22 protein-coding genes and 1 tRNA gene are annotated in these 23,446 nt (G+C 61.8%); 9 read left to right on the top strand and 14 right to left on the bottom strand.

The features are described from left to right. Positions 1-40: 40 nt before the first annotated feature. The 8 genes from nuoH to BP38_RS0109265 are packed head-to-tail and all read right to left on the bottom strand — an operon-like array spanning position 41 to position 7,859. Positions 41-1,051, bottom strand: a complete 1,011-nt coding sequence (gene nuoH, locus BP38_RS0109300) for an NADH-quinone oxidoreductase subunit NuoH (protein ID WP_026987508.1) — start codon at positions 1,049-1,051, stop codon at positions 41-43. 48 nt (positions 1,052-1,099) lie between these two features. Continuing rightward, complete coding sequence (gene nuoG / locus BP38_RS0109295) at positions 1,100-3,172, bottom strand: NADH-quinone oxidoreductase subunit NuoG (protein ID WP_026987507.1); 2,073 nt, start codon at positions 3,170-3,172, stop codon at positions 1,100-1,102. 36 nt (positions 3,173-3,208) lie between these two features. After that, positions 3,209-4,498: an NADH-quinone oxidoreductase subunit NuoF gene (nuoF, locus tag BP38_RS0109290; protein ID WP_026987506.1), complete on the bottom strand. Its 1,290-nt coding sequence runs from the start codon at positions 4,496-4,498 to the stop codon at positions 3,209-3,211. After that, positions 4,498-5,124: an NADH-quinone oxidoreductase subunit NuoE gene (nuoE, locus tag BP38_RS0109285; protein ID WP_035724472.1), complete on the bottom strand. Its 627-nt coding sequence runs from the start codon at positions 5,122-5,124 to the stop codon at positions 4,498-4,500. The genes nuoF and nuoE overlap by 1 nt, the downstream gene beginning before the upstream one ends. After that, positions 5,121-6,299 carry an NADH-quinone oxidoreductase subunit D gene (locus BP38_RS0109280; protein WP_026987504.1) on the bottom strand — a complete coding sequence of 393 codons (1,179 nt, stop codon included), beginning with the start codon at positions 6,297-6,299 and terminating at the stop codon, positions 5,121-5,123. The genes nuoE and BP38_RS0109280 overlap by 4 nt, the downstream gene beginning before the upstream one ends. Next, the gene (locus tag BP38_RS0109275; RefSeq protein ID WP_026987503.1) at positions 6,299-6,925 is read right to left on the bottom strand and encodes an NADH-quinone oxidoreductase subunit C; all 627 of its coding nucleotides are present in this window, start codon (positions 6,923-6,925) and stop codon (positions 6,299-6,301) included. Before BP38_RS0109275 ends, BP38_RS0109280 begins: the two co-directional genes overlap by 1 nt. Before the next feature lie 29 nt (positions 6,926-6,954). Next, on the bottom strand, positions 6,955-7,503 hold the full coding sequence (locus tag BP38_RS0109270; protein WP_026987502.1) for a NuoB/complex I 20 kDa subunit family protein: 549 nt from the start codon (positions 7,501-7,503) through the stop codon (positions 6,955-6,957). Then, on the bottom strand, positions 7,494-7,859 hold the full coding sequence (locus tag BP38_RS0109265) for an NADH-quinone oxidoreductase subunit A (RefSeq protein ID WP_026987501.1): 366 nt from the start codon (positions 7,857-7,859) through the stop codon (positions 7,494-7,496). Before BP38_RS0109265 ends, BP38_RS0109270 begins: the two co-directional genes overlap by 10 nt. Before the next feature lie 378 nt (positions 7,860-8,237). Between BP38_RS0109265 and BP38_RS0109260 the strand changes: the two genes are divergently transcribed. After that, positions 8,238-9,410, top strand: a complete 1,173-nt coding sequence (locus tag BP38_RS0109260; protein WP_026987500.1) for an IS481 family transposase — start codon at positions 8,238-8,240, stop codon at positions 9,408-9,410. A gap of 56 nt (positions 9,411-9,466) precedes the next feature. Here BP38_RS0109260 and BP38_RS0109255 read toward each other — a convergent pair. Both BP38_RS0109255 and BP38_RS19890 read right to left on the bottom strand, forming a co-directional pair. Next, a tRNA-Asp gene (locus BP38_RS0109255) sits at positions 9,467-9,543 on the bottom strand. A 76-nt stretch (positions 9,544-9,619) separates the two neighbouring features. Then, positions 9,620-10,507: a lysophospholipid acyltransferase family protein gene (locus BP38_RS19890; protein ID WP_051609168.1), complete on the bottom strand. Its 888-nt coding sequence runs from the start codon at positions 10,505-10,507 to the stop codon at positions 9,620-9,622. Positions 10,508-10,879: 372 nt separating this feature from the next. On the opposite strand from BP38_RS19890, the gene BP38_RS0109245 reads away from it, so the two are divergent. The 8 genes from BP38_RS0109245 to BP38_RS0109210 are packed head-to-tail and all read left to right on the top strand — an operon-like array spanning position 10,880 to position 18,883. After that, on the top strand, positions 10,880-11,641 hold the full coding sequence (locus BP38_RS0109245; RefSeq protein ID WP_026987499.1) for a sterol desaturase family protein: 762 nt from the start codon (positions 10,880-10,882) through the stop codon (positions 11,639-11,641). 25 nt (positions 11,642-11,666) lie between these two features. Continuing rightward, positions 11,667-12,827, top strand: coding sequence for a hypothetical protein (locus BP38_RS0109240; RefSeq protein WP_051609166.1), 1,161 nt, complete (start codon positions 11,667-11,669; stop codon positions 12,825-12,827). Next, complete coding sequence (locus BP38_RS0109235; RefSeq protein WP_026987497.1) at positions 12,824-13,651, top strand: nucleotidyltransferase family protein; 828 nt, start codon at positions 12,824-12,826, stop codon at positions 13,649-13,651. The genes BP38_RS0109240 and BP38_RS0109235 overlap by 4 nt, the downstream gene beginning before the upstream one ends. Positions 13,652-13,666: 15 nt before the next feature. Further along, on the top strand, positions 13,667-14,572 hold the full coding sequence (locus tag BP38_RS0109230; protein WP_026987496.1) for a metallophosphoesterase family protein: 906 nt from the start codon (positions 13,667-13,669) through the stop codon (positions 14,570-14,572). 12 nt (positions 14,573-14,584) lie between these two features. Beyond that, positions 14,585-15,814 (top strand): LPS export ABC transporter permease LptF, encoded by a 1,230-nt coding sequence (gene lptF, locus BP38_RS0109225; protein WP_026987495.1) that lies wholly within the window; start codon positions 14,585-14,587, stop codon positions 15,812-15,814. Further along, positions 15,811-16,935: an LptF/LptG family permease gene (locus BP38_RS0109220; protein ID WP_026987494.1), complete on the top strand. Its 1,125-nt coding sequence runs from the start codon at positions 15,811-15,813 to the stop codon at positions 16,933-16,935. Before lptF ends, BP38_RS0109220 begins: the two co-directional genes overlap by 4 nt. Positions 16,936-16,993: 58 nt before the next feature. Next, positions 16,994-17,953, top strand: coding sequence for a diacylglycerol kinase family protein (locus BP38_RS0109215; RefSeq protein WP_026987493.1), 960 nt, complete (start codon positions 16,994-16,996; stop codon positions 17,951-17,953). Between the two features lie 9 nt (positions 17,954-17,962). Continuing rightward, a complete protein-coding gene (locus tag BP38_RS0109210; RefSeq protein ID WP_035724470.1) occupies positions 17,963-18,883 on the top strand; it encodes a hypothetical protein in 921 nt (306 codons plus the stop codon). 16 nt (positions 18,884-18,899) lie between these two features. On the opposite strand, the gene spt is transcribed toward BP38_RS0109210, so the two are convergent. From spt to BP38_RS19880, 4 genes are read right to left on the bottom strand one after another with little or no spacing between them, the layout of a single operon-like run. Beyond that, positions 18,900-20,108, bottom strand: a complete 1,209-nt coding sequence (gene spt / locus BP38_RS0109205) for a serine palmitoyltransferase (protein WP_026987491.1) — start codon at positions 20,106-20,108, stop codon at positions 18,900-18,902. A 6-nt stretch (positions 20,109-20,114) separates the two neighbouring features. Beyond that, the gene (locus tag BP38_RS0109200; protein ID WP_211250283.1) at positions 20,115-20,375 is read right to left on the bottom strand and encodes an acyl carrier protein; all 261 of its coding nucleotides are present in this window, start codon (positions 20,373-20,375) and stop codon (positions 20,115-20,117) included. A gap of 45 nt (positions 20,376-20,420) precedes the next feature. Further along, the gene (locus tag BP38_RS19885; protein WP_035724467.1) at positions 20,421-21,410 is read right to left on the bottom strand and encodes an NAD-dependent epimerase/dehydratase family protein; all 990 of its coding nucleotides are present in this window, start codon (positions 21,408-21,410) and stop codon (positions 20,421-20,423) included. Between the two features lie 40 nt (positions 21,411-21,450). After that, entirely contained in the window at positions 21,451-23,247 is a 1,797-nt protein-coding gene (locus BP38_RS19880; RefSeq protein ID WP_051609165.1) for a fatty acyl-AMP ligase, read from the bottom strand. Between the last annotated feature and the right edge of the window lie 199 nt (positions 23,248-23,446).

Below are 23,446 nucleotides of genomic sequence, written 5' to 3'. Positions count from 1 at the left end.
ACAAGGCCCCTTTCCGCTTTGCTGCCGCTCATCGCACACCTCATTTCGGCACCCAGTCGAAGGCCACCAGCACACCGGCGGTCAGGACCACCCAGATGAGCGTGAAGGGCAGGAAGACCTTCCAGCCAAGCCGCATCAACTGGTCATAGCGATAGCGCGGGAAGGTCGCGCGGACCCAGAGGAAGCAGAACAGCACCAGAGCCACTTTCAGCGCGAACCAGATCGGTCCCGGAATCCAGGTGAGCGGCGCAATGTCCAGCGGCGGCAGCCAGCCCCCCAGGAACAGGATGGTGGTCATCGCGCTCATCAGGATCATGTTGGCGTATTCGCCCAGGAAGAAGAGCGCGAAGCTCATGGCCGAATACTCGACGAAATAGCCGGCCACCAGTTCCGATTCGCCTTCCGGCAGGTCGAAGGGCGCCCGGTTCGTTTCCGCCAGGGTCGAGATGAAGAAGATCACGAACATGGGCAGCAGCGGAATGGCGAACCACACCGTTTCCTGGGCCAGGACGATGTCGGTCAGGTTCAGTGACCCGACACAGAGCAGCACCGTGATGATGACGAAGCCCATGGAGACTTCGTAGCTGACCATCTGGGCCGCCGAGCGCAGGGCACCCAGGAAGGGATACTTCGAGTTCGAGGCCCAGCCCGCCATGATGACGCCGTAGACACCCAGCGAGGAGATGGCGAAGAGGAACAGGATACCGACATTGATGTCGGCAATCGCCCAGCCCTCGTTCACGGGAATGACCGCCCAGGCCACCATCGCAAGACTGAAGGTGAGCACCGGTGCCAGCAGGAAGACCACCCGGTTCGCTCCCGAAGGCAGGATGGTTTCCTTGAAGAAGAGCTTGGCCCCGTCTGCCAAGGGCTGCAGCAGGCCGAAGGGACCAACGACGTTCGGCCCCTGACGCAGCTGGATGGCACCAATCACCTTGCGTTCCGCATAGGTCAGATAGGCAACGGCCACCAGCAAGGGAACCACGATCGCCAGGATCTGCGCGAGGATGATCCCCACGGGCAGCGCGTAACCTGTCAAGAACTCTTCCACGTCTGTCTTCCCCTGTCGCCTTTCGTCGTCCCGTCGACTCTTGACCCGTCAGCCGGTTGCCGCTGCATCCTGCTTGGGCAGGATGAAAGCTTCGGTGCATTCGGCCATGGTCTTGGAAGCCCGGCTGATCGGATCGGTCATGTAGAAATTCGCAATTGGCAATGTGAAGGCTGCGCTGTCCGGCTTTCCGCGTCCGCCGAAGCCCGACCACTTTTCCGTTGAAATTTGGTCCACCGCCGCGAAGACCGGATTGGTCTCGATCAGACGCTGGCGCACCTCGCCCAAATTGTCATAAGGCAGTGTCTTGCCCACAATCTCGGAAAGCGCCCGGAGAATCGTCCAGTCCTCGCGTGCATCCCCTGGCGGGAAAACCGCCAGGCGCGCCAGTTGGACACGCCCCTCGGTGTTGACATAGGTGGCATTCTTCTCGGTGTAGGCCGCCCCCGGCAGGATCACGTCCGCACGATGCGCACCGGCATCGCCATGGTGGCCCTGATAGACCACGAAGGCCTTGCCCAGACGCTTCGTGTCGATCTCATCAGCGCCGTGCAGCCAGACCAGATCGATCTCGCCGTCCTCGCAGCCTTGAAGGATGCCTTCCAGGTCACGACCGCCTTCCTGGGGCAAGAAGCCCAGATCCAGTCCGCCCACGCGTGAAGCCGCGCGCTGCAGGACGCTGAAGCCATTCCAGCCTTCGGGCGCATCCTTGCCTACAGCCCCTACGGATTCGGCAAAGCGGCGGATCGTGCCCAATAGCGCCTCGCCATCCGGGCGCGCAAAGACAGCAGACCCCATGATGATCAGGGGCCGCTCGGCCTTCTGCAGAACCTTGGCGAAATCGTTCTTGCCCTCGGCCAGCTCGGCCAGGCTGTCCGGACCAGCCCCCAGGTATTGGGTTTCGAAGGTCAGGTCGACGGGTTCGCCGATCACCCCCACCGGCATGGCCGTCTGCAGGAAGCGCTTGCGCAGGCGCGCATTGATCATGGCGGCTTCCCAGCGCGGATTGCTGCCAATCACCAGGACGGCATCAGCGTCCTCGATCCCGGCGATCGTCGTATTGAAGATGTAGCTGGCGCGCGGTCCGGTTCCGATGCGGCTGCCGTCCTGGCGGCAATCCAGGTTGGGCACGCCCAGTCCCGTCATGAAATCCTTGAGCGCCATCATGGACTCGGCATCACAGAGATCGCCGGCAATGGCCGCCATGCGCTCCGGAGCCGTGGCCTTCATGCGCGCCTGGATGGCCGTGAAGGCCTCGTCCCAGCGCGCCGGTTTCAACTTGCCGTCGTCGCCACGCACATAGGGACGGTCCAGGCGCTGGCGCGCCAGGCCGTCACAGGCATGCCGGGTCTTGTCGTTGATCCATTCCTCGTTGATGTCCTCGTGCAGGCGCGGCAGCACACGCATCACCCGCCCGCTGCGGGAATCCACGCGAATGTTGGAGCCCACAGCATCCATCACATCCACGGACATGGTCTTCTTCAACTCCCACGGCCGGGCCGCGAACTGATAGGGCGCAGAGGTCAGCGCGCCCACGGGACAGATATCCACCAGGTTGCCGGACAGTTCGGAATCGATGGCCTGCTCCAGGGTCGTGATCTCGGCGTCCTCGCCGCGATTGACCATGCCTATTTCCTCGACGCCGGCCACTTCGGTGGCAAAGCGCACGCAGCGTGTACACTGGATGCAGCGCGTCATGATCGTCTTGATCAGCGGCCCCATGTACTTCTCGGGCACCGCGCGCTTGTTCTCCTCGTAACGGCTGCGGTCATAGCCATAAGCCATGGCCTGGTCCTGCAGGTCGCATTCCCCGCCCTGGTCACAGATCGGACAGTCCAGCGGATGGTTGATCAGCAGGAATTCCATCACGCCATTGCGCGCCTTGTGGACCTTCTCGGTGTCGGTATGGATAACCATGCCGTCACCCGCCGGCATGGCACAGGAGGCGATCGGCTTGGGCGCCTTTTCCATCTCCACCAGGCACATGCGGCAGTTGCCCGCGATACTCAGGCGATCATGGTAGCAGAAGCGCGGAATCTCGACGCCCGCAAACTCGCAGGCCTGCAGGACCGTGACACCTGCTGGCACTTCGATTTCGCGACCGTTGATGGTCAGCTTCGGCATATCGACCCTTCTCCCAACCTGCTTTGCAACCCGGCGCTACTCTGCGGCAACCGCGCTGTTGCTCGTGTACTCATTGATCCGGCGCTCGATCTCCGGACGGAAATGACGGATCAGGCCCTGGATCGGCCAGGCAGCCGCATCGCCAAGGGCGCAGATCGTGTGACCTTCCACCTGGTAGGTGACGTCCAGCAGACTGTCGATCTCGTCAACCGTGGCCTGGCCTTTCGCCATACGCTGCATGACCCGGTACATCCAGCCCGTCCCCTCGCGACAGGGTGTGCACTGGCCACAGGATTCATGCATGTAGAAGTGCGAGAAACGCCCGATGGCCCGCACGATGTCCACGGACTTGTCCATGACAATGACCGCCGCGGTGCCCAAGCCGGACTTGGCCTCACGCAGGGAATCGAAATCCATCAGCACGCTGTCGCAGGTCGGCTTCGGGATACAGGGCACGGATGACCCGCCCGGCACGACGGCCTGAAGATTGTCCCAACCGCCGGTGACTCCGCCGGCGTGCTTCTCGATCAGCTCCTTGAGCGGGATACCAAGCTCTTCCTCGACGTTGCAGGGTTTGTTGACGTTGCCGGAAATGGAAAAGATCTTGGTGCCGGTGTTCTTGGGACGCCCCAGGTTGGTCCACCACTCGGTCCCGCGCCGCAGGATCGTCGGCACCACGGCAATCGTCTCGACATTGTTCACGGTGGAAGGACAGCCATAAAGGCCCACAGCCGCCGGGAAGGGCGGCTTCAGGCGCGGCTGGCCCTTCTTGCCCTCGAGCGATTCCAGCAGCGCGGTTTCCTCGCCGCAGATATAGGCGCCGGCGCCGCGGCTGACCTCGATATCGAAGGCCCAGTCCGATCCGCAGGCGTTGTCGCCCAGAAGACCCGCGTCTCGGGCTTCGGCAATGGCTGCTTCCAGTCGCTGCAGAGGCTCCCAGTATTCACCGCGGATGTAGATGTAGGCCTTGTTGGCGCCCATCGCAAAACCGGCCACCACACAGCCTTCCAGCAGCATGTGCGGATCGTTGCGCATGATTTCCCGGTCCTTGCAGGAACCGGGCTCGGATTCGTCGGCGTTGACCACGAGGTAATGCGGACGGCCATCGTTCTCCTTGGGCATGAAGGACCACTTCATGCCGGCCGGGAAGCCGGCCCCACCGCGTCCACGCAGTTCGGATTCCTTGACCAGTTCCAGCAGCTTCTCGCGGCCCAGCGCGATCAGGTCCTTTGTATTGTCCCAGACGCCGCGTTTGCGCGCGCCTTCCAGGCCCCAGTCCTGCTGGCCATAGAGATTCAGAAAGACGCGATCCTTGTCCTGGAGCATCAGGCATCCCCCCGGCTGTCGGCCTGGATTTCAGTCAATGTGGTCGGCCCGCCTTCCGGCTCGGAACTCAGGCGGCCGGTCTGGGAACCGGGCTTCGGCGTCTTGCCGGCCCGCAACTCCTCGACGATCTCCGCCGCGCGCTCGGGCGTCAGATCCTCGAAATAGTCCCCTTCGTTGAGCTGGAACATGGGCGCGTTGCAGCAGGCACCGAGGCACTCCACCTCGCTGACGGTGAACAGGCCGTCCTCGCTGGTTTCGCCCAGCTTGGAGATGCCGGCCGCCTGCATGCAGGACTTGACGATGTCGTCGGAGCCCCGGACCCAGCAGGTCGTCGTGCGGCAGACCTGGATGTGGTGCTTCCCGCGCGGTTCGGTATAGAACATGGTGTAGAAGCTGACGACCTCGTGCACCCGGATCGGCGCCATGTTCAGGAAGCCGGCCACGTACTCGATGGCCGGTACGCTCAGCCAGCCACCATTCTGCTCCTGCGCCAGGTAGAGCAGCCAGATGACCGCGCTTGCCTGGCGTCCCTCGGGATAGCGCGCGATATAGCCCTTTGCCCGCTCCAGATTCTCCGGTGTGAACTGGAAGTCCGTTTCCGGCACCTGATAGGTGGTAACCTTCATCGATCGACCTCTCCGAAAACGATATCCATGGAACCGAGGATGGCCACGGAGTCGGCCAGCATGTGCCCCTTGCACATGTAATCCATGGCCGACAGGTGCACAAAACCCGGCGCGCGCAGCTTGCAGCGATAGGGCTTGTTGGTGCCATCCGAAACCAGATAGACGGCGAACTCGCCCTTCGGCGCCTCGACGGCGGCATAGGTTTCACCCGGCGGCACGTGATAGCCCTCGGTATAGAGCTTGAAGTGATGGATCAATGCTTCCATCGAGCGCTTCATCTCGCCCCGGCGCGGCGGCGTGATCTTCTGGTTCTCCACCATCACCGGGCCTTCCGGCAGCTTGTCCAGGCACTGCAGGATGATCTTCACCGACTGGCGCATCTCCTCCATGCGTACGAGATAGCGATCGAAGCAGTCGCCGTTCTTGCCGACCGGGATCTGGAAATCCAGCTGGTCATAAACTTCATAAGGCTGCGCGCGGCGCAGGTCCCAGGGCACGCCGGAGCCACGCAGCATGGGTCCCGAGAAGCCCCAGTCCATCGCCTCTTCGGCGGAGACAACGCCGATGTCGACGGTCCGCTGGCGATAGATGCGGTTGTTGGTCAGCAGCCCCTCAAAATCGTCAATCAGATTCGGAAAGTCCTCGCAGAATTCGCGGATATCATCCACCAGGCCCGCCGGCAGGTCCTGATGCACTCCGCCCGGGCGGAAATAGGCCGCATGGAGGCGCGCGCCACAGACCCGCTCATAGAATTCCATGATCTTTTCGCGCTCTTCGAAACCCCAGAGCATGGGCGTCATGGCGCCGACGTCGAGCGCGAAGGTGCAGATATTCAGCAGGTGGTTGGCGATGCGCGTCAATTCGCTGTACAGCACGCGAATGTACTGGGCGCGGGGAGGCGGCTCGATTCCCAGCAGCTTCTCAACACCAAGTGCGAAGGCATGCTCCTGATTCATGGGGCTGACGTAATCCAGGCGGTCGAAATAGGGGATCGCCTGGAGGTAGGTCTTGTACTCGATCAGCTTTTCGGTGCCGCGATGCAGCAGGCCGATATGCGGATCGGCACGCTCGATCACCTCGCCGTCCATCTCCAGCACAAGGCGCAGGACGCCGTGTGCCGCCGGATGCTGCGGCCCGAAGTTCAGGGTCAGCGGTTTGATGTGTGCTTCGGCCATCAGGCTTTGCTCTCCTGCGTCGCGTCCTCGTCCTCTGCCTTCTCGTCACCAGGCAGATGCAGCATGCCCTCCCAGGGAGAGATGAAATCGAAGTTGCGGAATTCCTGCACCAGGTTCACCGGCTCGTAGACCACACGCTTCTGGTCCTCGTCGTAGCGAACCTCGACATAGCCCGTCAGCGGGAAATCCTTGCGCAGGGGGTGCCCCTCGAAACCGTAGTCGGTCATGATTCGCCTTAGATCCGGATGATCCGAGAAGAAGACGCCAAAAAGGTCCCAGACCTCGCGCTCGAACCAGATGGCGGAGCTGAAGATGTCGACGACGGACGGCACCGGAGTATCCTCCGAAGCCGGCACCTTCACCCGAATGCGCAGGTTGTGCTTCAGCGAAAGCAGGTTATAGACCACCTCGAAGCGCTCGGGCCGGTCGGGGTAATCGACCGCCGTGACATCCACCAACTGTTTGAACTGGGCATTGGGATCGTCGCGCAGAGCGGTCATGACCTTCACCAGGCTTTCGCGATACGCCCAGACGATCAACTCGTCGCGTATCGTTTCCGTCCTGAAGATGTCGTCGGGCAGTGACGACGTCAGGTGTTCGCCGAGTTCTGTTAGCGTTGGATTCATCTCTCTACCGATCCGGACCGAGAAAGCAGTTAGCGCTCGATGACGGCCTGCCGCTTGATCTTCTTCTGCAGTTGCAGAACGCCGTACAGCAAGGCCTCTGCGGTGGGCGGGCAACCGGGGACATAGATATCCACCGGCACGACACGGTCGCAGCCGCGCACCACGGCATAGGAATAGTGATAATAGCCGCCGCCGTTGGCGCAGGAGCCCATGGAAATGACCCAGCGCGGCTCGGCCATCTGGTCATAGACCTTGCGCAAGGCCGGCGCCATCTTGTTGGTCAGCGTCCCCGCCACGATCATCACGTCGGACTGACGCGGACTGGGGCGAAAAACGGTCCCGTATCGGTCCAGGTCATAACGGCTGGCGGCCGTGTGCATCATCTCGACGGCGCAACAGGCCAGACCGAAGGTCATCGGCCAGAGGGAACCGGACTGGGCCCAGCCAGCAAGCTTGTCCAGCTGGGCAACCACGAAGCCCTTGTGCTGGATTTCATCGCCAACTTCCTTGAGCACAGCCTCCTGATCCGCGCCGGGACCGAGCGGGGCCTGCCTGATTGTGCTCTCGCTCACTCCCATTCCAGGGCTCCCTTCTTCCACTCATATACGAATCCAATGGTCAGCAGACCAAGGAAGATCATCATCGACCAGAAGCCGAACATGCCGATCTCACCCAGCGAAACCGCCCAAGGGAAGAGGAAGGCAACCTCGAGATCGAAGATGATGAAGAGGATGGCCACCAGATAGAAACGCACGTCGAACTTGCTTCGCGCATCGTCAAAGGCCTCGAAACCGCACTCATAGGACGAGACCTTCTCGGTATCGGGGCGCTGGCGGGCCACGAGATAGGAAGCAACAACCATCACGACGGCCAGACCCAGGGCCAGGCCGATGAAGATCAGGATCGGCAAGTATTCCGCCAAAAGCTCGTTCATCGCTCGATCGCTCTCTGACCACTGCGGCTGCACCCGGAACCTGCCCAACACTGGACTGTTCCCGAAAGCGCCCCGCAGCCTTTCTTAACACAGCTGTTCTTGTCTTCCAGGCCGTTTCGGATAACAGCCCGGGCGTTTTCGCGGCGGACTATAGGCCGATAGACCTTACGGGAAAAGCAAGAAACGACCCTCTGTGTCTACCAGTTGGCCTGATCCGCCTGCAACCAGGGCACAACCGAACCACACCAGGGGGTTACCACAGGCCGGCGGATGGAAAAAACAGTGAAGCCGGAAAAATTCAGGTGAGCGACCCGAGAGATAGGTGACGTTTTGTACCGAACAGATAGGTAACACTTTTCGCTTTTGCGGGAGGTGTTCATGCCTTGGAAGGAGTGTTCGGTTATGGATGAACGTCTTCGTTTTGTGGCTCGGCTTTTGGATGGAGAGGGTATGAGCCATGTTTGCCGGGAGTTCGGGATTTCCCGCAAGACCGGTTACAAGATCTACAAGCGCTATCAGGAGCAGGGGATCGAGGCGCTGAACGACCGGTCTCGTCGTCCGGTGCGCTATGCCAACCAGTTGCCAGAACCCATCGAACGGCTGATTGTCTCCTGCAAACGAGACAAGCCGCACTGGGGTGCACGCAAGATTCGCGAGCTCTTGGTGCGCCGCCTGGCCGGGGACGTGCGCATTCCGGCACGCAGTACCGTGCATGCCGTGCTCGATCGTCACGGCTTGGTCAAGCAGGCGCGCAAGCGGCGCAACAAGGCTCAGGGCACACCGCTATCAACGGGCAAGGCTCCAAACGATCTCTGGTGCGCCGACTTCAAGGGCGAGTTCCGGCTTGGTAACCGGCGCTACTGTTACCCGCTAACCGTCACGGACCATGCCTCACGCATGATCCTGCTCTGTGAAGCCCTGGACACAACGCGCGAGCCGCCGGTTATCGAAGCCTTCCAGCGCCTGTTCACCGAACGCGGCCTGCCCGATGCCATACGCAGCGACAATGGCTTGCCTTTCGCCTCGCCCAATGGCCTCTACAATCTCTCACGGCTCTCGGTCTGGTGGTTGAGACTGGGTATCGCCATTGAGCGCATCCGGCCCGGCCACCCGCAGCAGAACGGCCGGCACGAACGCATGCACCTCACCCTCAAGCAGGAAACCACACGCCCACCCGGAGACAACAGCCTGCAGCAGCAGGCGCGCTTCGATGACTTCGTCAGCGAATTCAATACCGAAAGACCGCATGAAGCACTCAGCATGCTCTGTCCGCGAGAGCACTATACGTCCTCAAAGCGCACCTATCGTGGACTGCCCGAGCTGGATTATCCTTTCCACGACAAGGATATCCTCGTCACCTCCTGCGGACGCATCTGCATGCACCGAAAGAAAATCAACATCTCAACCGTCCTGGCCGGCCAAAGGCTCGGTATCAAGGAGGTCGATGAAGGCATTTGGCTCGTAAGCTTCATGCACTATGATCTGGGATATATCGATCTGGAACAGAAAACCTTGCAGACCATAAGCAACCCTTTTGCAAATAGGGTGTAACCCATGTCTCAGGTACAAACTGTTACCTATGTCTTCGGGTCAGACAAGTGAGGAAATGGCGGGAGTGACGGGACTTGAACCCGCGGCCTCCGGCGTGACAGGCCGGCGCTCTGACCAACTGAGCTACACCCCCAGAACATTTCACGGAGCCGGGCAAGCCAGCGTTTCCGTGACGGGAGCGATCACTTACTCCACCCATCTGGGGGGTGTCAAGCAGCCCTGCGCTTCTTCTTGCGTTTTTCTTTCAACTCCTTGCCCGGCTTGGCCCAGCGGCGTTTCAGGCAAAGCCATTCACCCGGCTCTTCGCGGATCCAGCGCTCGAAAATCCCGTTGACCTGGCGCGTCATTTCCAACGCCTGCTTGTCGGTTCCCATCTCTTCGTGTGGCGGAGAAACAGGCGGATGGATGATCACGCGATAGCGCGCTGTTGCGACACGCTCGACACGCACCGGCACCAGGTCATTGCGCGTACGCAGGGCCAGACGTGCCGGGGCCGTCGTGGTCAGGGCCGAGCGCTCGAAAAAGGGGACATGCTCGCCCTCGTCCACGCGCTGGTCCACCAACAGTCCGATGGATTCCCCGCTCCCCAGACGGCGCAGCAGGATTCGGATGCCACCATGTTTTTCCACCAGCTTCATACCCTGACGCTGTCGCCAGTACTGGACCATGGCATCCACCAGGGGATTGCTCTGCGGCGTATAGACAACGGTCAACGGGCGCCCCATGGCCGGCATCAAGCCGCCCAGAATCTCCCAGTTGCCCATGTGGGCCGTGAAGAAGACGGCCGCCCGCCCCGTGCGATCCAGTTCTTCCAGATAGGCATGGTTCTCGATCTCGACACGCGGGTCGGGAGACGATCTGTCGCAGATCTTTCCAAGATGAGGGAATTCCGCCAGAACGGCCCAGAGATTGCCCCAGCTCTTGCGGATCAGCCTTGTGATTTCGGCCTCCCCGGCCTCGGGGAAAGCCACGCGGTAATTGGCGCGCATGTAACGACTGTCGCCCAGACGCGAGACCACCTTGCGCCCGAACCAACGGCCCATGGCCGATGCAGGCTCGACAGGCAACAGGCGCGCCATGGCCCAGAACAGCAGCATGAAGACCGCCTCCAGACTCCAGAGCGTATAACAGACCGGACGTGACTGCCGAACGGCCTTGCGTAAGCGGTATAATCTTTTGGAGAGGCGGCGGCGTTTCCGGCGCAATGTTTGGGCATCCTGGTCACGGGCGACAATATCAGCCCCGCGGAGCCCGCCGCATTTCAAAACAGGCAGGGTACGAGGCGGGCAAGACATAATTCACCGCGGAAGGTTTGAAAACCGTCAAGCGTGGAACGGGGTTCGATCACAAATGGTTTCAACTCCCCCTGCACGGCAAAGCTTTACTTGCCGTTCACGGCAGTTTTCAGTACTTTTCCACAGCGCATAGAAAGCGTGAATCATCACAATTTCCAAGCATCGAGGTCTGGTGTGGCTCTGAAGCTCGGTCCCTGGTCGGGACGGAAATATTTCCTGGACAAGATGACGTTGCGGGACCTGGTCGGTGCCTATTTCACGCATCACGCCATCATGGCCTATCTGGTCCTGGCAATCGGGTGTCTTGTCTACCTCGTGCTGAACCCGAGCAACTACTGGGGGCCGGCACTGGCGGCTGTGCTCGTTCTGCCGATCTATCCCCTGGCCTGGTACCTGCTGCACCGCTTTGTCCTGCATGGCCGCTGGCTCTATCGCATGCCCCAGACGGCTGCCCTGTGGAAGCGCATCCATTTTGACCATCACCAGGACCCGAATGATCTCGGGGTGCTGTTCGGCGCGCTCTACACCACGCTGCCAACGATCCTGATCGTCACCATTCCCCTGGGCTGGGCCATTGCCGGACCCAGTGGTGCCGTTGCAGCCGTGGCTTCGGGCTTGTTGACCACCTGCTTCTATGAATTCTGCCATTGCATCCAGCACCTGCCTTTTCAGCCCCGCTGGAACTGGCTGAAGCGGATGAAGAAGCTGCACCTGGCCCATCACTTCCACAACGAGCAGGGCAATTACGGGATCACCAACTTCACCTTCGATCGCCTGCTCGGCACCTATTACAGCCATCCGCGCGAGACGCCGCGCAGTTCCACGGTCTTCAACCTTGGCTACACCGGCGAAGAAGCATCACGTTATCCTTGGGTTGCCGAGCTTTCCGACGAAAACCAGCAACCGGGCGCCATGCGCCCCGCCCGCAATCGCTGATTTCTCGTCCGCCTTGGCAAGACAGGTGCAAACACCGCCCCGATCGTCGGAAGACATCGAAATCCGCCCGGTCCGCAATCGCCGAGACCTGGACAGCTTCATCGAGGTGCCCTGGCACGTTTACGACGGGGATCCGAACTGGATTCCGCCTCTGAAGCTGGAGCGGCGCCTTCACCTGTCACAGGACAAGAACCCCTATTTCCAGCACGCCGAGGCCGCCTTCTGGGTAGCCTGGCGCGCCGGCAAACCTGTCGGACGGATCTCGGCCCAGATCGACCAGGCTTGGCTGGAACGTTACCAGGATGCCACGGGCCATTTCGGCTTCCTGGAAGGCCAGGATGATCCCGCCCTCTTCGACAAACTGCTGCAAACGGCCGAGAACTGGCTGAAGGTACGCGGCATGAAGCGAGTCACTGGCCCCTACAGCCTGTCTGTCAATGACGAGTGCGGGCTGCTGGTGGAAGGTTTCGACAGGCCACCGGCACTGATGATGGGGCATACCCGGCCCTATTATGGTAGTTATGTCGAGCAGGCCGGCTACCAAAAGGCAATGGATCTGCTGGCCTATGACATCGATGTTGGCGCCCCCCTGCCGCCACGAGCCCGCATGCTGGTCGACAAGATCGCGGATGACCCGAAACTGCGCCTGCGCCCGCTGGACATGTCACGCTACAGGGAGGATCTGCGGCTGATTGTTGATATCTTCAACGATGCCTGGTCGCAGAACTGGGGCTTTGTCCCCATGACCGAGGCCGAGGTCGAGAATATGGCCAAGAGCCTGAAGCCGATCATAAAGCCGGAGTTCGTCTGCATCGCCGAATACGACGGCGAGCCGGCTGCCATGACGGTTACCCTGCCAGACGTTCACCACCTGGCGGCCGATCTGAACGGGAAGCTGTTTCCCTTCGGATGGGCCAGGCTGCTCTGGCGCTTGAAGTTTTCCCACTGCGAGACGGGCCGCATGCCCTTGATGGGAGTGCGTCGAAAATACCAGAGCTCCTCCCAGGGTGCGGCACTGGCCCTGGGCGTAATCGACAGGGTCTACAGCTATCATCGCGCCCAGGGAAAGAAGCGGGGCGAGCTTTCCTGGGTTCTGGAGACCAACAGGCCGACGCGGCGCTTGATTGAAACCCTCGGCGGACAAGCTGACAAGATCTATCGGCTCTACGAGAAGGAATTGGCGTGAGCGGAGAAGCGCGGGGCTTCACGGCACTGGTCCTGGCCGGACAGCGCCCTGGCACGGATCCTCTGGCCCGTCATTGCGGTGTTGAACTGAAATGCATGGCGCCGGTTGGCGGCACGCCCATGTTGCAGCGTGTGGTCGAGGTCCTGGCCCGCAGCCCCCATATCCGGAAAATCTTCATCAGCCTGCCGGACCCGACTGCAGTGGAGGAGCTGCCCCTGCTAACCAGCCTGCACGCGGAGGGGCGCCTGCATGCCCTGCGCAGCGCTCCGTCGCCCAGCGCCAGTGTCTCGGACTTCTGTGCCCGTCAATGGCACAGCGACAGTCCCCTGCTGGTCACGACGGCCGATCATGCCCTGTTGAACGATGAAATCCTCAACCGCTTCTGCCGGCAGGCGCTTTCCAGCGAGGACGACATCCTGGCCGGCCTGACTCCCTCGGCCGTGCTTAAAGCGGCCTACCCCGACAGCCGGCGCACCTACCTGCGTTTCCGTGACGAGGCCTACAGCGGAGCCAACCTCTTCGCACTGCTGACACCACGCGCGCAGAAGGCCGTGACCTTCTGGCAGACTGTCGAGCAGGACCGCAAGAAGCCTTGGCGCATTGCGCGGCGAATCGGCATAAGGACCTTGATTGCTTATCTCGCAAGGCGCCTGACCCTGAAGGATGCCATGCAGGCACTTTCCCGGATCGCGGGCGCACAGGCAGGGGCCGTGATCCTGCCGATCGCCGAAGCCGCCATAGACGTCGACAAGCCCGAAGACCTGGACCTGGTAAAGTCGATCCTGGCAGAACGTGCGAACGAACAGGGCCCCGCGAGCAACTGAAAAGGACGGGCCGTCTTGTACAGACTGGCACACATATCCGACATTCACCTGCCGCCCCTGCCCAGGGCCGGCATGAGGGACCTGCTTGGAAAGCGCCTGTTGGGCTGGCTTTCCTGGCAGAAGCGCCGGCGCCACATACACCGGATTGAAGTGCTCGACCAGCTCTGTTCCGACCTGGCTGAGGAGGCGCCGAACCAGATCGCAGTCACCGGAGACCTGGTGAATATCTCCCTGCCCGCCGAATTTCGCATGGCCGCGGACTGGCTGAGCGCCCTGGGGCCGCCCGAGCAGGTCAGCGTCGTGCCCGGAAATCACGATGCCTACGTTCCGGTTCCGCCAAGCCAGGGTCTTGAAGCCTGGAATGCCTACATGAGTGGAGATGACAGCCAGGCTGGACCTGGCTTCCCCTACCTGCGCCGGCGTGGCCCCCTCAGCCTGATCGGTCTGTCGACCGCCCTGCCGACAGCACCGGGCCTGGCCAGCGGCGCGTTGGGCGAGCAGCAGTGTGTGGCCCTGGAAACCCTCTTGCAGGAAACACGGCAGAGCGTCCGCGTAGTCCTGCTGCACCACAGCCCCCTGCCGGGTGTCAGCAAACCCCGGAAGGCCTTGCGCGATGGGGACCGCCTGCGCGCAATACTGAAACGACAGGGGGCTGATTTGATCCTCCATGGTCACGAACATCGCCCGATTTCCGGACAGGTGGAGGGGCCCGACACGCCCATCCCCGTGCGTGGCACGGCCTCCGCCTCGGCTTTGCCCCACGGTCGCAAGCCAGGCGCTCTCTATCACCTCTACGGCTTCGAACAGCTGGATGACAAGCGTTGGCAGATCACGGTCGAAACGCGTGGCTACAGCCTCGATGAGGGTCGTTTCATTGCTGTTTCCGATCCACCCGCTATACTCGATCCAGCACACGCATAGCCCGGCCGCACAATGCCCATCTTCGATCGCTACATACTGCGGCAAGTCTTCCCGCCCCTCGCCTTCACCCTGCTGATCGCGCTTCTGGTCCTGCTGGTCGAGCGCATGCTGCGCGTCCTGGATTCCGTTCTGGGCTCCCAAGGCACCATGCAGGTGGTCTTCGAGCTGCTGGCCTATCTGGTCCCCCACTATCTGGGCCTCGCCCTGCCCATGGCCCTGTTCCTGGGAATCTACTTCGCTTTCCGCCGGCTCAGCCGCGAAAGCGAAATGGACGCCATACTCGCCTCGGGCACGGGTCTGCATCAGCTGATGCGCCCGGTCATGCTGGCAGCCGTGCTGTTGAGCCTCTTTGCCGTCCTGATCTTCAACACACTGCAGCCGCACAGTCGCTACGCCTACCGCTCGGTCCTCTCCTCGGTCCAGAACATGTCCATCGAAGCCCTGATCCAGCCCGGGGTCTTCGTCAGCAGCGACAACACGACCCTGATGGTCGAGGAAATCTCTCCGGACCGGCGCCAGTTCCGGCGCATCTTCATGCACGAGGAGGACAAGCAAGCGGACGAAGCCGCCACGATCACGGCTCGTGAAGGTATCCTGACGGAAAGCGAGGATGACAGCCCGCCCTTCGTCCAGCTTTTCAACGGTGTTCGCCTGACCACACCGGTTGAGCCCGGCAAGGTCGAGGGCGCACGTGAGCTTGAGTCTGGCAGCGAACGCAGCGACGGTCTGCTGCGATTCAACGAAATGCAGACCGTTCTGGGCGAGGATGCCTACGATGCGGTCCAGCCCCGGGGGGAGGACGAGCGCGAGTACACCATCCCCGAACTCTGGACCTTGAAGGACAATCCACCCGAAGGATTGGAACGTTCACGTTTGCTGGCTGAGATGAACGAGCGCCTGGTCCGCATCGCTTCCATCCTGGTTCTGCCCTTCATGGCGGTGCCGCTGGCCTTGAGCAATCGCCGCAGCCAGCGCTCGTCCGGCGTTGCCGTTGGCGTCATCACCCTGCTCGCCTTCAACGAGGCCTTGCAGCAGGGTGTCCGCATGGTGCGACGCGAACAGGTCGAACCCCTGCTTGGTGCCTGGGGGCCGCTGCTCATCTTCCTTCTTGGCTCGGTGCTGCTTTTCATGGATGTGGCCTTCCGGGTGCCCCGCTACCAGGGGATCGGGATAGTGGACCGGACCACCACTTTTGTCGGCAACTTGATTGAAAGGCGCCGCAAGCGCAGGGAGGCATCATGAGGATCCTGGATCTTTACCTGTCGCGCCTGTTCATCCTGCGCTTTCTGCTCATCCTCGTGGCTGGATCCTTCTTCATCCTGACGCTCGATATCATGGAGGTGTCCAACGACATTGCCGAGATCGAAGCGGAGAGCGAACTGCAGGCCACACTTCAGTATGCGCTCCACCGCTTCCCATCCTTCCTGTCCCAACTGCTGCCCATCGCCACTCTTCTGGCCGCCTTGCTGACCCTGGCGGAGATGCAGCGTCACCGGGAACTGGTTTCCCTCTGGAACAGCGGTTTGTCCCCGATCCGTATCATGCGTGGGCTACTGCCTGTCGGCTGCCTGCTCGCCGTCCTGCAATTTACCCTGGATGACCAGGTTCTGCCCGAGACCACGGTCCAGCTGCGGGAATGGAGTATCGGTGAATTCGGCGAAACCCAGAATCTTGCCGGCGCCGACGGCAAGATCTGGTTGCGCAGCGGTAACGATTACCTGCGCATGCCCGAGAAGAACCTGGGCGATGACCAGTTGCAGGACATCACCCTCTTCCGTCGCGATGACAGAGGCCTGCTATATGAACGTCTGGATGCGCGCAGCGCACAGAGAACGACCAACGGCTGGCTGCTGCGCGAGGTTACACGACAGGGAGAAGCGCAAACCACAGCCGAAAAACTTCCCGTCTACCTCTGGGATGGCCAGATCGATCCGGAGGGCCTGCGCCTTCTGGCCCGACCACCACGCGAGCTGTCCCTGTCCCAGTTGGCCTCACTGATCAGCAGCAAGAGCTACGGCCAGCGCTCGCCCCAGGTCTACAAGACCTGGATGAACGCACGTATCACCCAGAGCCTGACCCCGATCCTGCTGATCTTCCTGGCCGTGGCCTGGGGGCAGGATTACAGGCGTACCGGCACTCTGACCCGCCTGATGATTGGCGGCGTGGCCATCGGATTCACCTTCTTCGTGATCAACGGGACGTCGATCGCACTGAGCGAAGTCGGCACCATGCCCAGCTGGATGGGGGCCTGGGCGCCTTTCACGGCCATGGCCTGCCTGATCGGTTTCCTGGTGGTCAGACGAGAAGCTTCGGAACCCATACAGCTTCGCTCGGAGCGCTCATCCAGCGGCAATGCCGCTTGACCAAGCGGATTCAGGCCAATAGGCACGGGCCTCACACTTCCCAGGACAGACACGGCACATGAAACCTGGCCTCGTCAGCAACCCTCTCAGCCAGCAGAACAAGCAGGGCATGGACCGGCTGGAAAAGGCCGTCGACGCCTTTCCTGAGCTTCATTACGAAAGGCTGGACCGTTTTGAGGACCTGCCCACCGCGCTTGATCGCCTGGCGGCCACCGGTGTGGACCTGTTGCTGATCAATGGGGGCGACGGCACGGTCCAGGCGGTCATGACGGAAGTGCTTGAACGACGCCTCTGGGGAGACACCCCTCCTGTCTTCGGCCTGCTGCATGGCGGCATGACCAACATGACGGCCGTGGATGTCGGCTTGTCCGGCAAGCCTCACAAGGCTCTGGAGCGGCTCCGCAAACGCCTTGCCGACGGGAACCTCGACTCAAAGCTCAGCCGGCGACGCATCCTGCGTCTTGAAGGCGCCCTGGACACCCCGCCACAGCGCGGCATGTTCTTTGGCGCGGCCGCCATCTACCAGGCCATCCAGCTGTGCCGCTCCGAGGTCCACCCTCTGAAGATCGAAGCCGATTGGGCGGCTGGACTGACGCTGCTGCGCTTGCTGACTGGATGGGTTTTCGGGGGCAAGAGCCGGGAGGCCATACGCGGTGAAACGATCACGGCCGCTTTCAACCAGGCGCCAGGCGAAACCCGCAGGGAACTTCTGGCCATCGCCACGACACTGGACCGCTTGGTAGTCGGCTCGCGCCCCTTCTGGAATCAACAGGGTGAACCTCTGCGCTACACCTCGATCTGCTATCCACCCAAGGGCCTGCTGCGCCACAGCCTGAAAGTCCTGTATGGTGGCAACGAACGCAGGCTTCCCGAGGACTGTTACCGTAGCCGCGGCGCCGAAAGCGTCGAACTGGAGCTGGAGGGCCCCTTTACCCTGGATGGGCAGTTCCATGAACCCGATCCACAGCGTCCCTTGCGACTGAGCGCACCGGACACGCTGGATTTCGTGAAGCTTTAGACCCGGATTATGGCAGAACTTCCGGACAGCCTGAACGAGCTTGTGGAGCAGGAAAGCCAGCAGTCCGCAGATCCGGCAGTGTTCAGCATTGCAAAAGCTGCCTGTGAAAAGGCAACCAGAGGCCGGCCGGAAGCGGTGCGTGCGGTCCTGTTCTATGGCAGCTGCCTGCGCGGAGGAACGCCCTATGATGGTCTGGTCGATCTCTACCTGCTGCTGGACAGCTATCAGGACCTGCAGGACAGCCGCGTCTTGCGCTATCTGAATTACCTCCTGCCCCCCAACGTCTACTACATTGAGACCGAGCACGCGGGGCGCAGGGTTCGGGCCAAGTATGCCGTCGTGACACTGGAACAGTTTGCCCACCGCGTGGGGCCGGCCGGTTTTCATCCCTATTTCTGGGCCCGTTTTGCCCAACCGAGCGGCATACTTCTGGCGCGCGATGGCGAAAGCCGTCGACAGACCGTGATGGCCCTGGCACGCGCCGTGACCACCTTGGCGCAGAAAACCCGTCCGCTTTTCCGATCGCCGCCCACATCCGAAGCGCTTTGGTCCCGGGCCTTTGCCGAGACCTATCGCACAGAACTCAGGGCCGAAGGCGGCGGCCGGGCACGCGAACTCTATGAGCGCTACCAGGAACGCTATGACCGGGTCTGGGACAGCCTGAGGGACTCCCGGCTGCTGGCCGACAGACAGTCGACACGTCAGGCGGTGCTGGCCTGGGGTCTGCGCCGTATTGCAGGTAAGGTCCTGTCGATTCTGCGCCTTGCGAAAGCTGCCTTCACCTTCGCGGATGGACAGTCCTATCTGCTCTGGAAAATCGAACGCCATTCGGGCGTCCGCGTGGAACCCACAGCCTGGCAGAAGCGGCACCCACTGCTTTCGGCACCTCTGCTGGCCTGGCGCCTCTATCGCAAGGGCGGATTTCGCTAACTGTCCCGGGCTGCCCCTAGGCCGAGGCGGAAGCCTTCTGTGCCTCCCACTCCCGTAGAATCTTCTCGAAACGGCCACAGACCTCTTCAATCTGTGCCTCGCTGTGGGCTGCGGACACGGAACAGCGCAACAGGCACACACCATTGGGCGTTCCCGGCGGAATGGCCAGGTTCACGTAAACGCCTTCCTCGACAAGGCGATTCCAGAAAAAGACGGCCGTCTGCTCGTCGCTCAGGCGCACGGCGATCACAGGACTGGCCGGCGAACAGATCTCGAAGCCCAGGTCGCTCAGTCCCTGGTACAGGGCGTTGGCATTGCGCCAGAGCTTGTCTATCAGGCCCGGATCCTGCTCGATTTTCTCGATCGCCTTGGTCACGGTCACGACACTGGCCGGTGAGGCAGAGGCCGTGAACATGTAAGGGCGACTGCAATAGCGCAGGCGGTCGAAGTGCGGATGGTTGGAAGCGCCGAACCCGCCGATGGCCCCCAGACTCTTGCTGAAGGTCCCAGCGACGAAGTCCACATCATCCTCGACGCCACAAGCTTCGGCCACGCCGCGCCCATGCGCACCCATGACCCCCAGGGAATGGGCCTCGTCCACCAGGAGGAACGCCCCGTGGCGTTTCTTGACCTCGATGAACTCCTTCAGCGGTGCGATATCGCCCAGCATCGAATAGATACCCTCGACAATGACGAGCGCGACCCCTTCCTCGTTCTTAAGGCGGGACAGACGACGGTCGAGATCGGCTGGATCGTTGTGACGGAAGCGGATCAGCGTGGCACCGCTCAAGCGACAACCGTCATAGATACTGGCATGGGAATCGGCATCCAGGAGAATGGTGTCCTTGGGGCCCGCCAGTCCGGCAATCATGCCCAGATTGGCCTGGTAGCCCGTGGGAAAGACTATTGCCGATTTACATTTCAGATAGCGGGCAATCGCCTGTTCCAATTCCTCGTGCAGAGCGTAGCTTCCATTGGCAATCCGCGAACCGGTGGTGCCGGTTCCCTGTTCCCGCATGGCCTCGCAGCCGGCCTCGATGCAATCCGGATCGAAGGTCAGGCCCAGGTAGTTGTTGGTGCCGACCAGGATTGTCTTCCGCCCATTGATCAAGGCCTCGGTGGGCGAGAGTATCTTGTCCATGCGCAGGCCAAAGGGATTCAAACCCACCTGCAGCAGGCTGTCGCGCCGTTCGGCTATGGGTCCGTACTTGTCTAAGATATCCATGACGTGTCAGCCGGCCTCCTTCTGCTTCTGGACGGCAGAGACCAGATCGTCGACGGTGCGCATATCCGCCACGAGATTGATGGGAATATCGATGTCGTATCGATCCTCGACCTCCATGATGATGTCCATGGCAGCCACGGAATCGATATTCAGATCGCTGTTGAGGTCGGTGCTGCCCGTGATCTCGATCTTGTTTCGATTGTACTGTTCCAGAAAGCCGCAGATATCCTGGAACACGCTGTCGCTGTTGTTCTGCATCTCGTCCATGATCCGTCCGATCCCTTGGCCAATGGCGCTGCGTTGGAGCGCCTGTTAGAGCCATTCCTGTTGTTTATACCAGTTGAGGGTTTGCGTAAAACCGTCCAGAAATCCACGTGGTGCCGGGCAGTCCGGCAGCTGGCGGCGCCAATGCCCTTCAACACGCCAATCTGCATGACTCAATTCCCGCAGCTTTCCAGGCGTCAGCACTGGCGCGCGCGCCGTCATCCGCCCCAGCATTTCGCTGCTCCAGGCGATTGGATAGACCAGCGCAGGCGGCAGGCGCAGCAGGCGCACCCTGTGCCCCGTCGCCTCTCCCGCGATCCGAACCAGGTCTTCCCAACCATAACCGTTCTCGGTTTCATCATCGGGTTCCAGGCAAAGGGGCCGGCTCAACTCGCTATCCAGGGAGGCCGTCAGGGCCTCGACCAGGTCTTGTGCATGGATCAGGGAGAAACGCGCGCCGGGACGTGCGGGAACGGCCAGCAGGCCCCGGTTCATCTGCTGGAAAAGGGGCAGTGTGGCACGATCGCCTGGACCATAGACGGCCGGCGGCCGAACGATCACGAGTTCCAGCCGGTTCGACCAGGCGCGCACGGCATCCTCGCCGTTGCGCTTACTCTCAGCATAGGCGGAAAGCTGCGGCTCACGCGCGGCCAGCGTGGAGAGATAGATCATCCGCTCCACCGAATCTGTCCGTCCCGCCGCCGCACAGAGACGTTCGGTGGCCTCGGCATTGACCCGATGAAAATCCTCCGCCTGCCGCGCCTTGATCAGGCCCGCACAGTGAATCACCGTGGATGCGCCCTGTACCAGTCGGCTCAGTGCCTCCTCCTGCTCCACTGCACCTTCAACGATTTCGACGCGCTCCTCGAAGATCGGGTCCGGCAGGTTGGCCCTGATCTCCTGCCAGGCTTCGGGACGGCGCAGCAACAGGCGCAGGCGACAGCCTTTCTGCAACAGCCGTCGCACAAGAAAGTTGCCGATGAAGCCGGTGGCACCGGTCACGGCGACGTTCGCCGCAACATTCAGTCTTCCGGTCATGTCTGCACCGCTGTTTCGAGCGGGAAGGAAAGCCGCAAGTTCAGTCCGAGCCGACGGCCATGGCCAGGACGGGGGACTCCTGCTGGCTGGTGTGCAGGTCCTCGTTCACGTCGCGAATGCGGCCGGCAACGAAGTCCGCCTTGGCGGCCGCTCGGCTGAGCTTGCCCGACGAGGTAAAGGTCAGGGACCGGGTCGGAGCCAGCACCACCTCGCACCCCACCCCGGCCGTCTTCTGGACGACGGCGGTAACATAGCGACGCAGCGCTTCACGGGCTTCCGGATCGGGTGTGCGGCATTCCACCACCAGGACAACGCGCTCGCTGTCCTCGTCATCACCCAGGGCAAAGGCCGCGACGTCGCCGGCACGGATGCCGTCCAGCTTCTCCACGGCCCACTCCAGATCCTGCGGCCAGATGTTCCGGCCGTTGCAGATGATCAGGTCCTTGCTGCGCCCGGTGATGACCAGTTCACCGTCAACCAGATAGCCGAGATCACCGGTGTCCAACCAGCCGTCGGGCGTGATCACGGCGCGGGTGGCTTCCAGGTCGCTGTAATAACCCTGCATCAGGCTAGGCCCCTGGACACAGACGCGGCCGATGGCGCGCTCGGGCAGTTTGCTGTCATCGTCGTCGCGGATCTCCACCGCATGGCCCGGCAGGACCCGGCCACACTTGACGAAGGTACGCACCGAAGCGGCGGCCCCGTCCCGATGGGGAGAAACGGGAACGGCCACGCCCTTCAGGGCAGCGCTTTCGCGATCCACATGATCCAGCTGCAAGCCGGTATCGAGATGCGTGAAACTGACCGCCAGGGTGGATTCGGCCAGGCCGTAACTGGGCAAGAAAGCCTTGGGGTTAAAGCCGCTTTCGGCAAAGCGCTCGGCAAAGCCCTGCAGGACGCTGGCGCGCACCATTTCGCCGCCAATACCGGCGACCCGCCACTGGGACAGCTCGAATTGTGCCGGATCCACGTTCGCCGAACGCCGCAGGCAGAGGTCATAGCCGAAGGTCGGGCTGAAGGAGATCGTGCCCCCGTACTCGGAAAGGATCTTCAGCCACAGCATGGGTCGGCGCGCAAAGGTCGTGGTTGCCAGGTAGTCTATGGAAACCTGCGCCAGGGCCGGTGTCAGGAAGAAACCGACCAGACCCATATCATGGTAGAGCGGCAGCCAGGAGGTTGCCCGATCGCCAGGCTGCAGCGCCAGGCCGTGCTGCCCGATGCCGCGTGCATTGCTGGTGATGGCCTTCTGCGTAACCAGAACACCGCGCGGCAGACTGGTGCTGCCCGAGGAGAACTGGATGTAACAGGGATCCTGGCGTTCCAGCGGCCGCAAGAAACCGTTCTTCGCGCTCTCTGCGCGGAACTCTTCATGGGTCCCCACACGTTCGATGCCAGCTTCCTGCCCCGCCGCACGCAGCATGTCAATCAGGTCATCGGAGGCAACCGCCGCCGAAACGGCGGCCCGCTTCATCATGGCAGCCAGCCGCGCCACATAGGCATCCCGTCCGCCCAGATTGACGCTGAGCGGCAAGGGAACCGGAACGATGCCAGCGTACTGGCAGGCAAAGAAGAAAACAAAGAATTCAGGCCGCGTCTCTGCAATCACGGCCACGCGCGAACCGCGCTCAAGGCCTGACGCAACAAGCCGCGGCGCCAGATCCAGCGCTTCCTCGCGAATTTCCCGATAGGTCATAGCGCGGTTGAGAACGCCCCGCTCGGAAAAGAAGTTGCAGCCGGTCTGCCCGCGGGCGGCATAATCCAGACCTTCCGCAAGAGTCTCGAACTCCCCGACACGGAGCGGCAGGTCTTCATTTGTCGTAATTGTCGAACGCGTCATGCCCGGTTTGTTCCGTCCCGTTGTTCATTGGCTTCATATTTCACTCGCCCCCACCCTTGTGGAAGGCGTCTGTCTGTCAGGTTCCTGCTGGTCACCGCTGCACCCCTGCGCACGGCTGAATGGAATCCCCCGTTGGTCGGCCCCGTCCCCTGCCCCGACCGAAGTCACTCAGACTTAACTGCCAAGTGCCTGATTCAGG

It is taken from the genome of Fodinicurvata fenggangensis DSM 21160 (assembly GCF_000686045.1).
Lineage (GTDB): Bacteria > Pseudomonadota > Alphaproteobacteria > Kiloniellales > DSM-21159 > Fodinicurvata > Fodinicurvata fenggangensis.
Note: the sequence above shows the minus strand (reverse complement) of the source record. Positions and strands in the feature narration are given on the sequence as shown.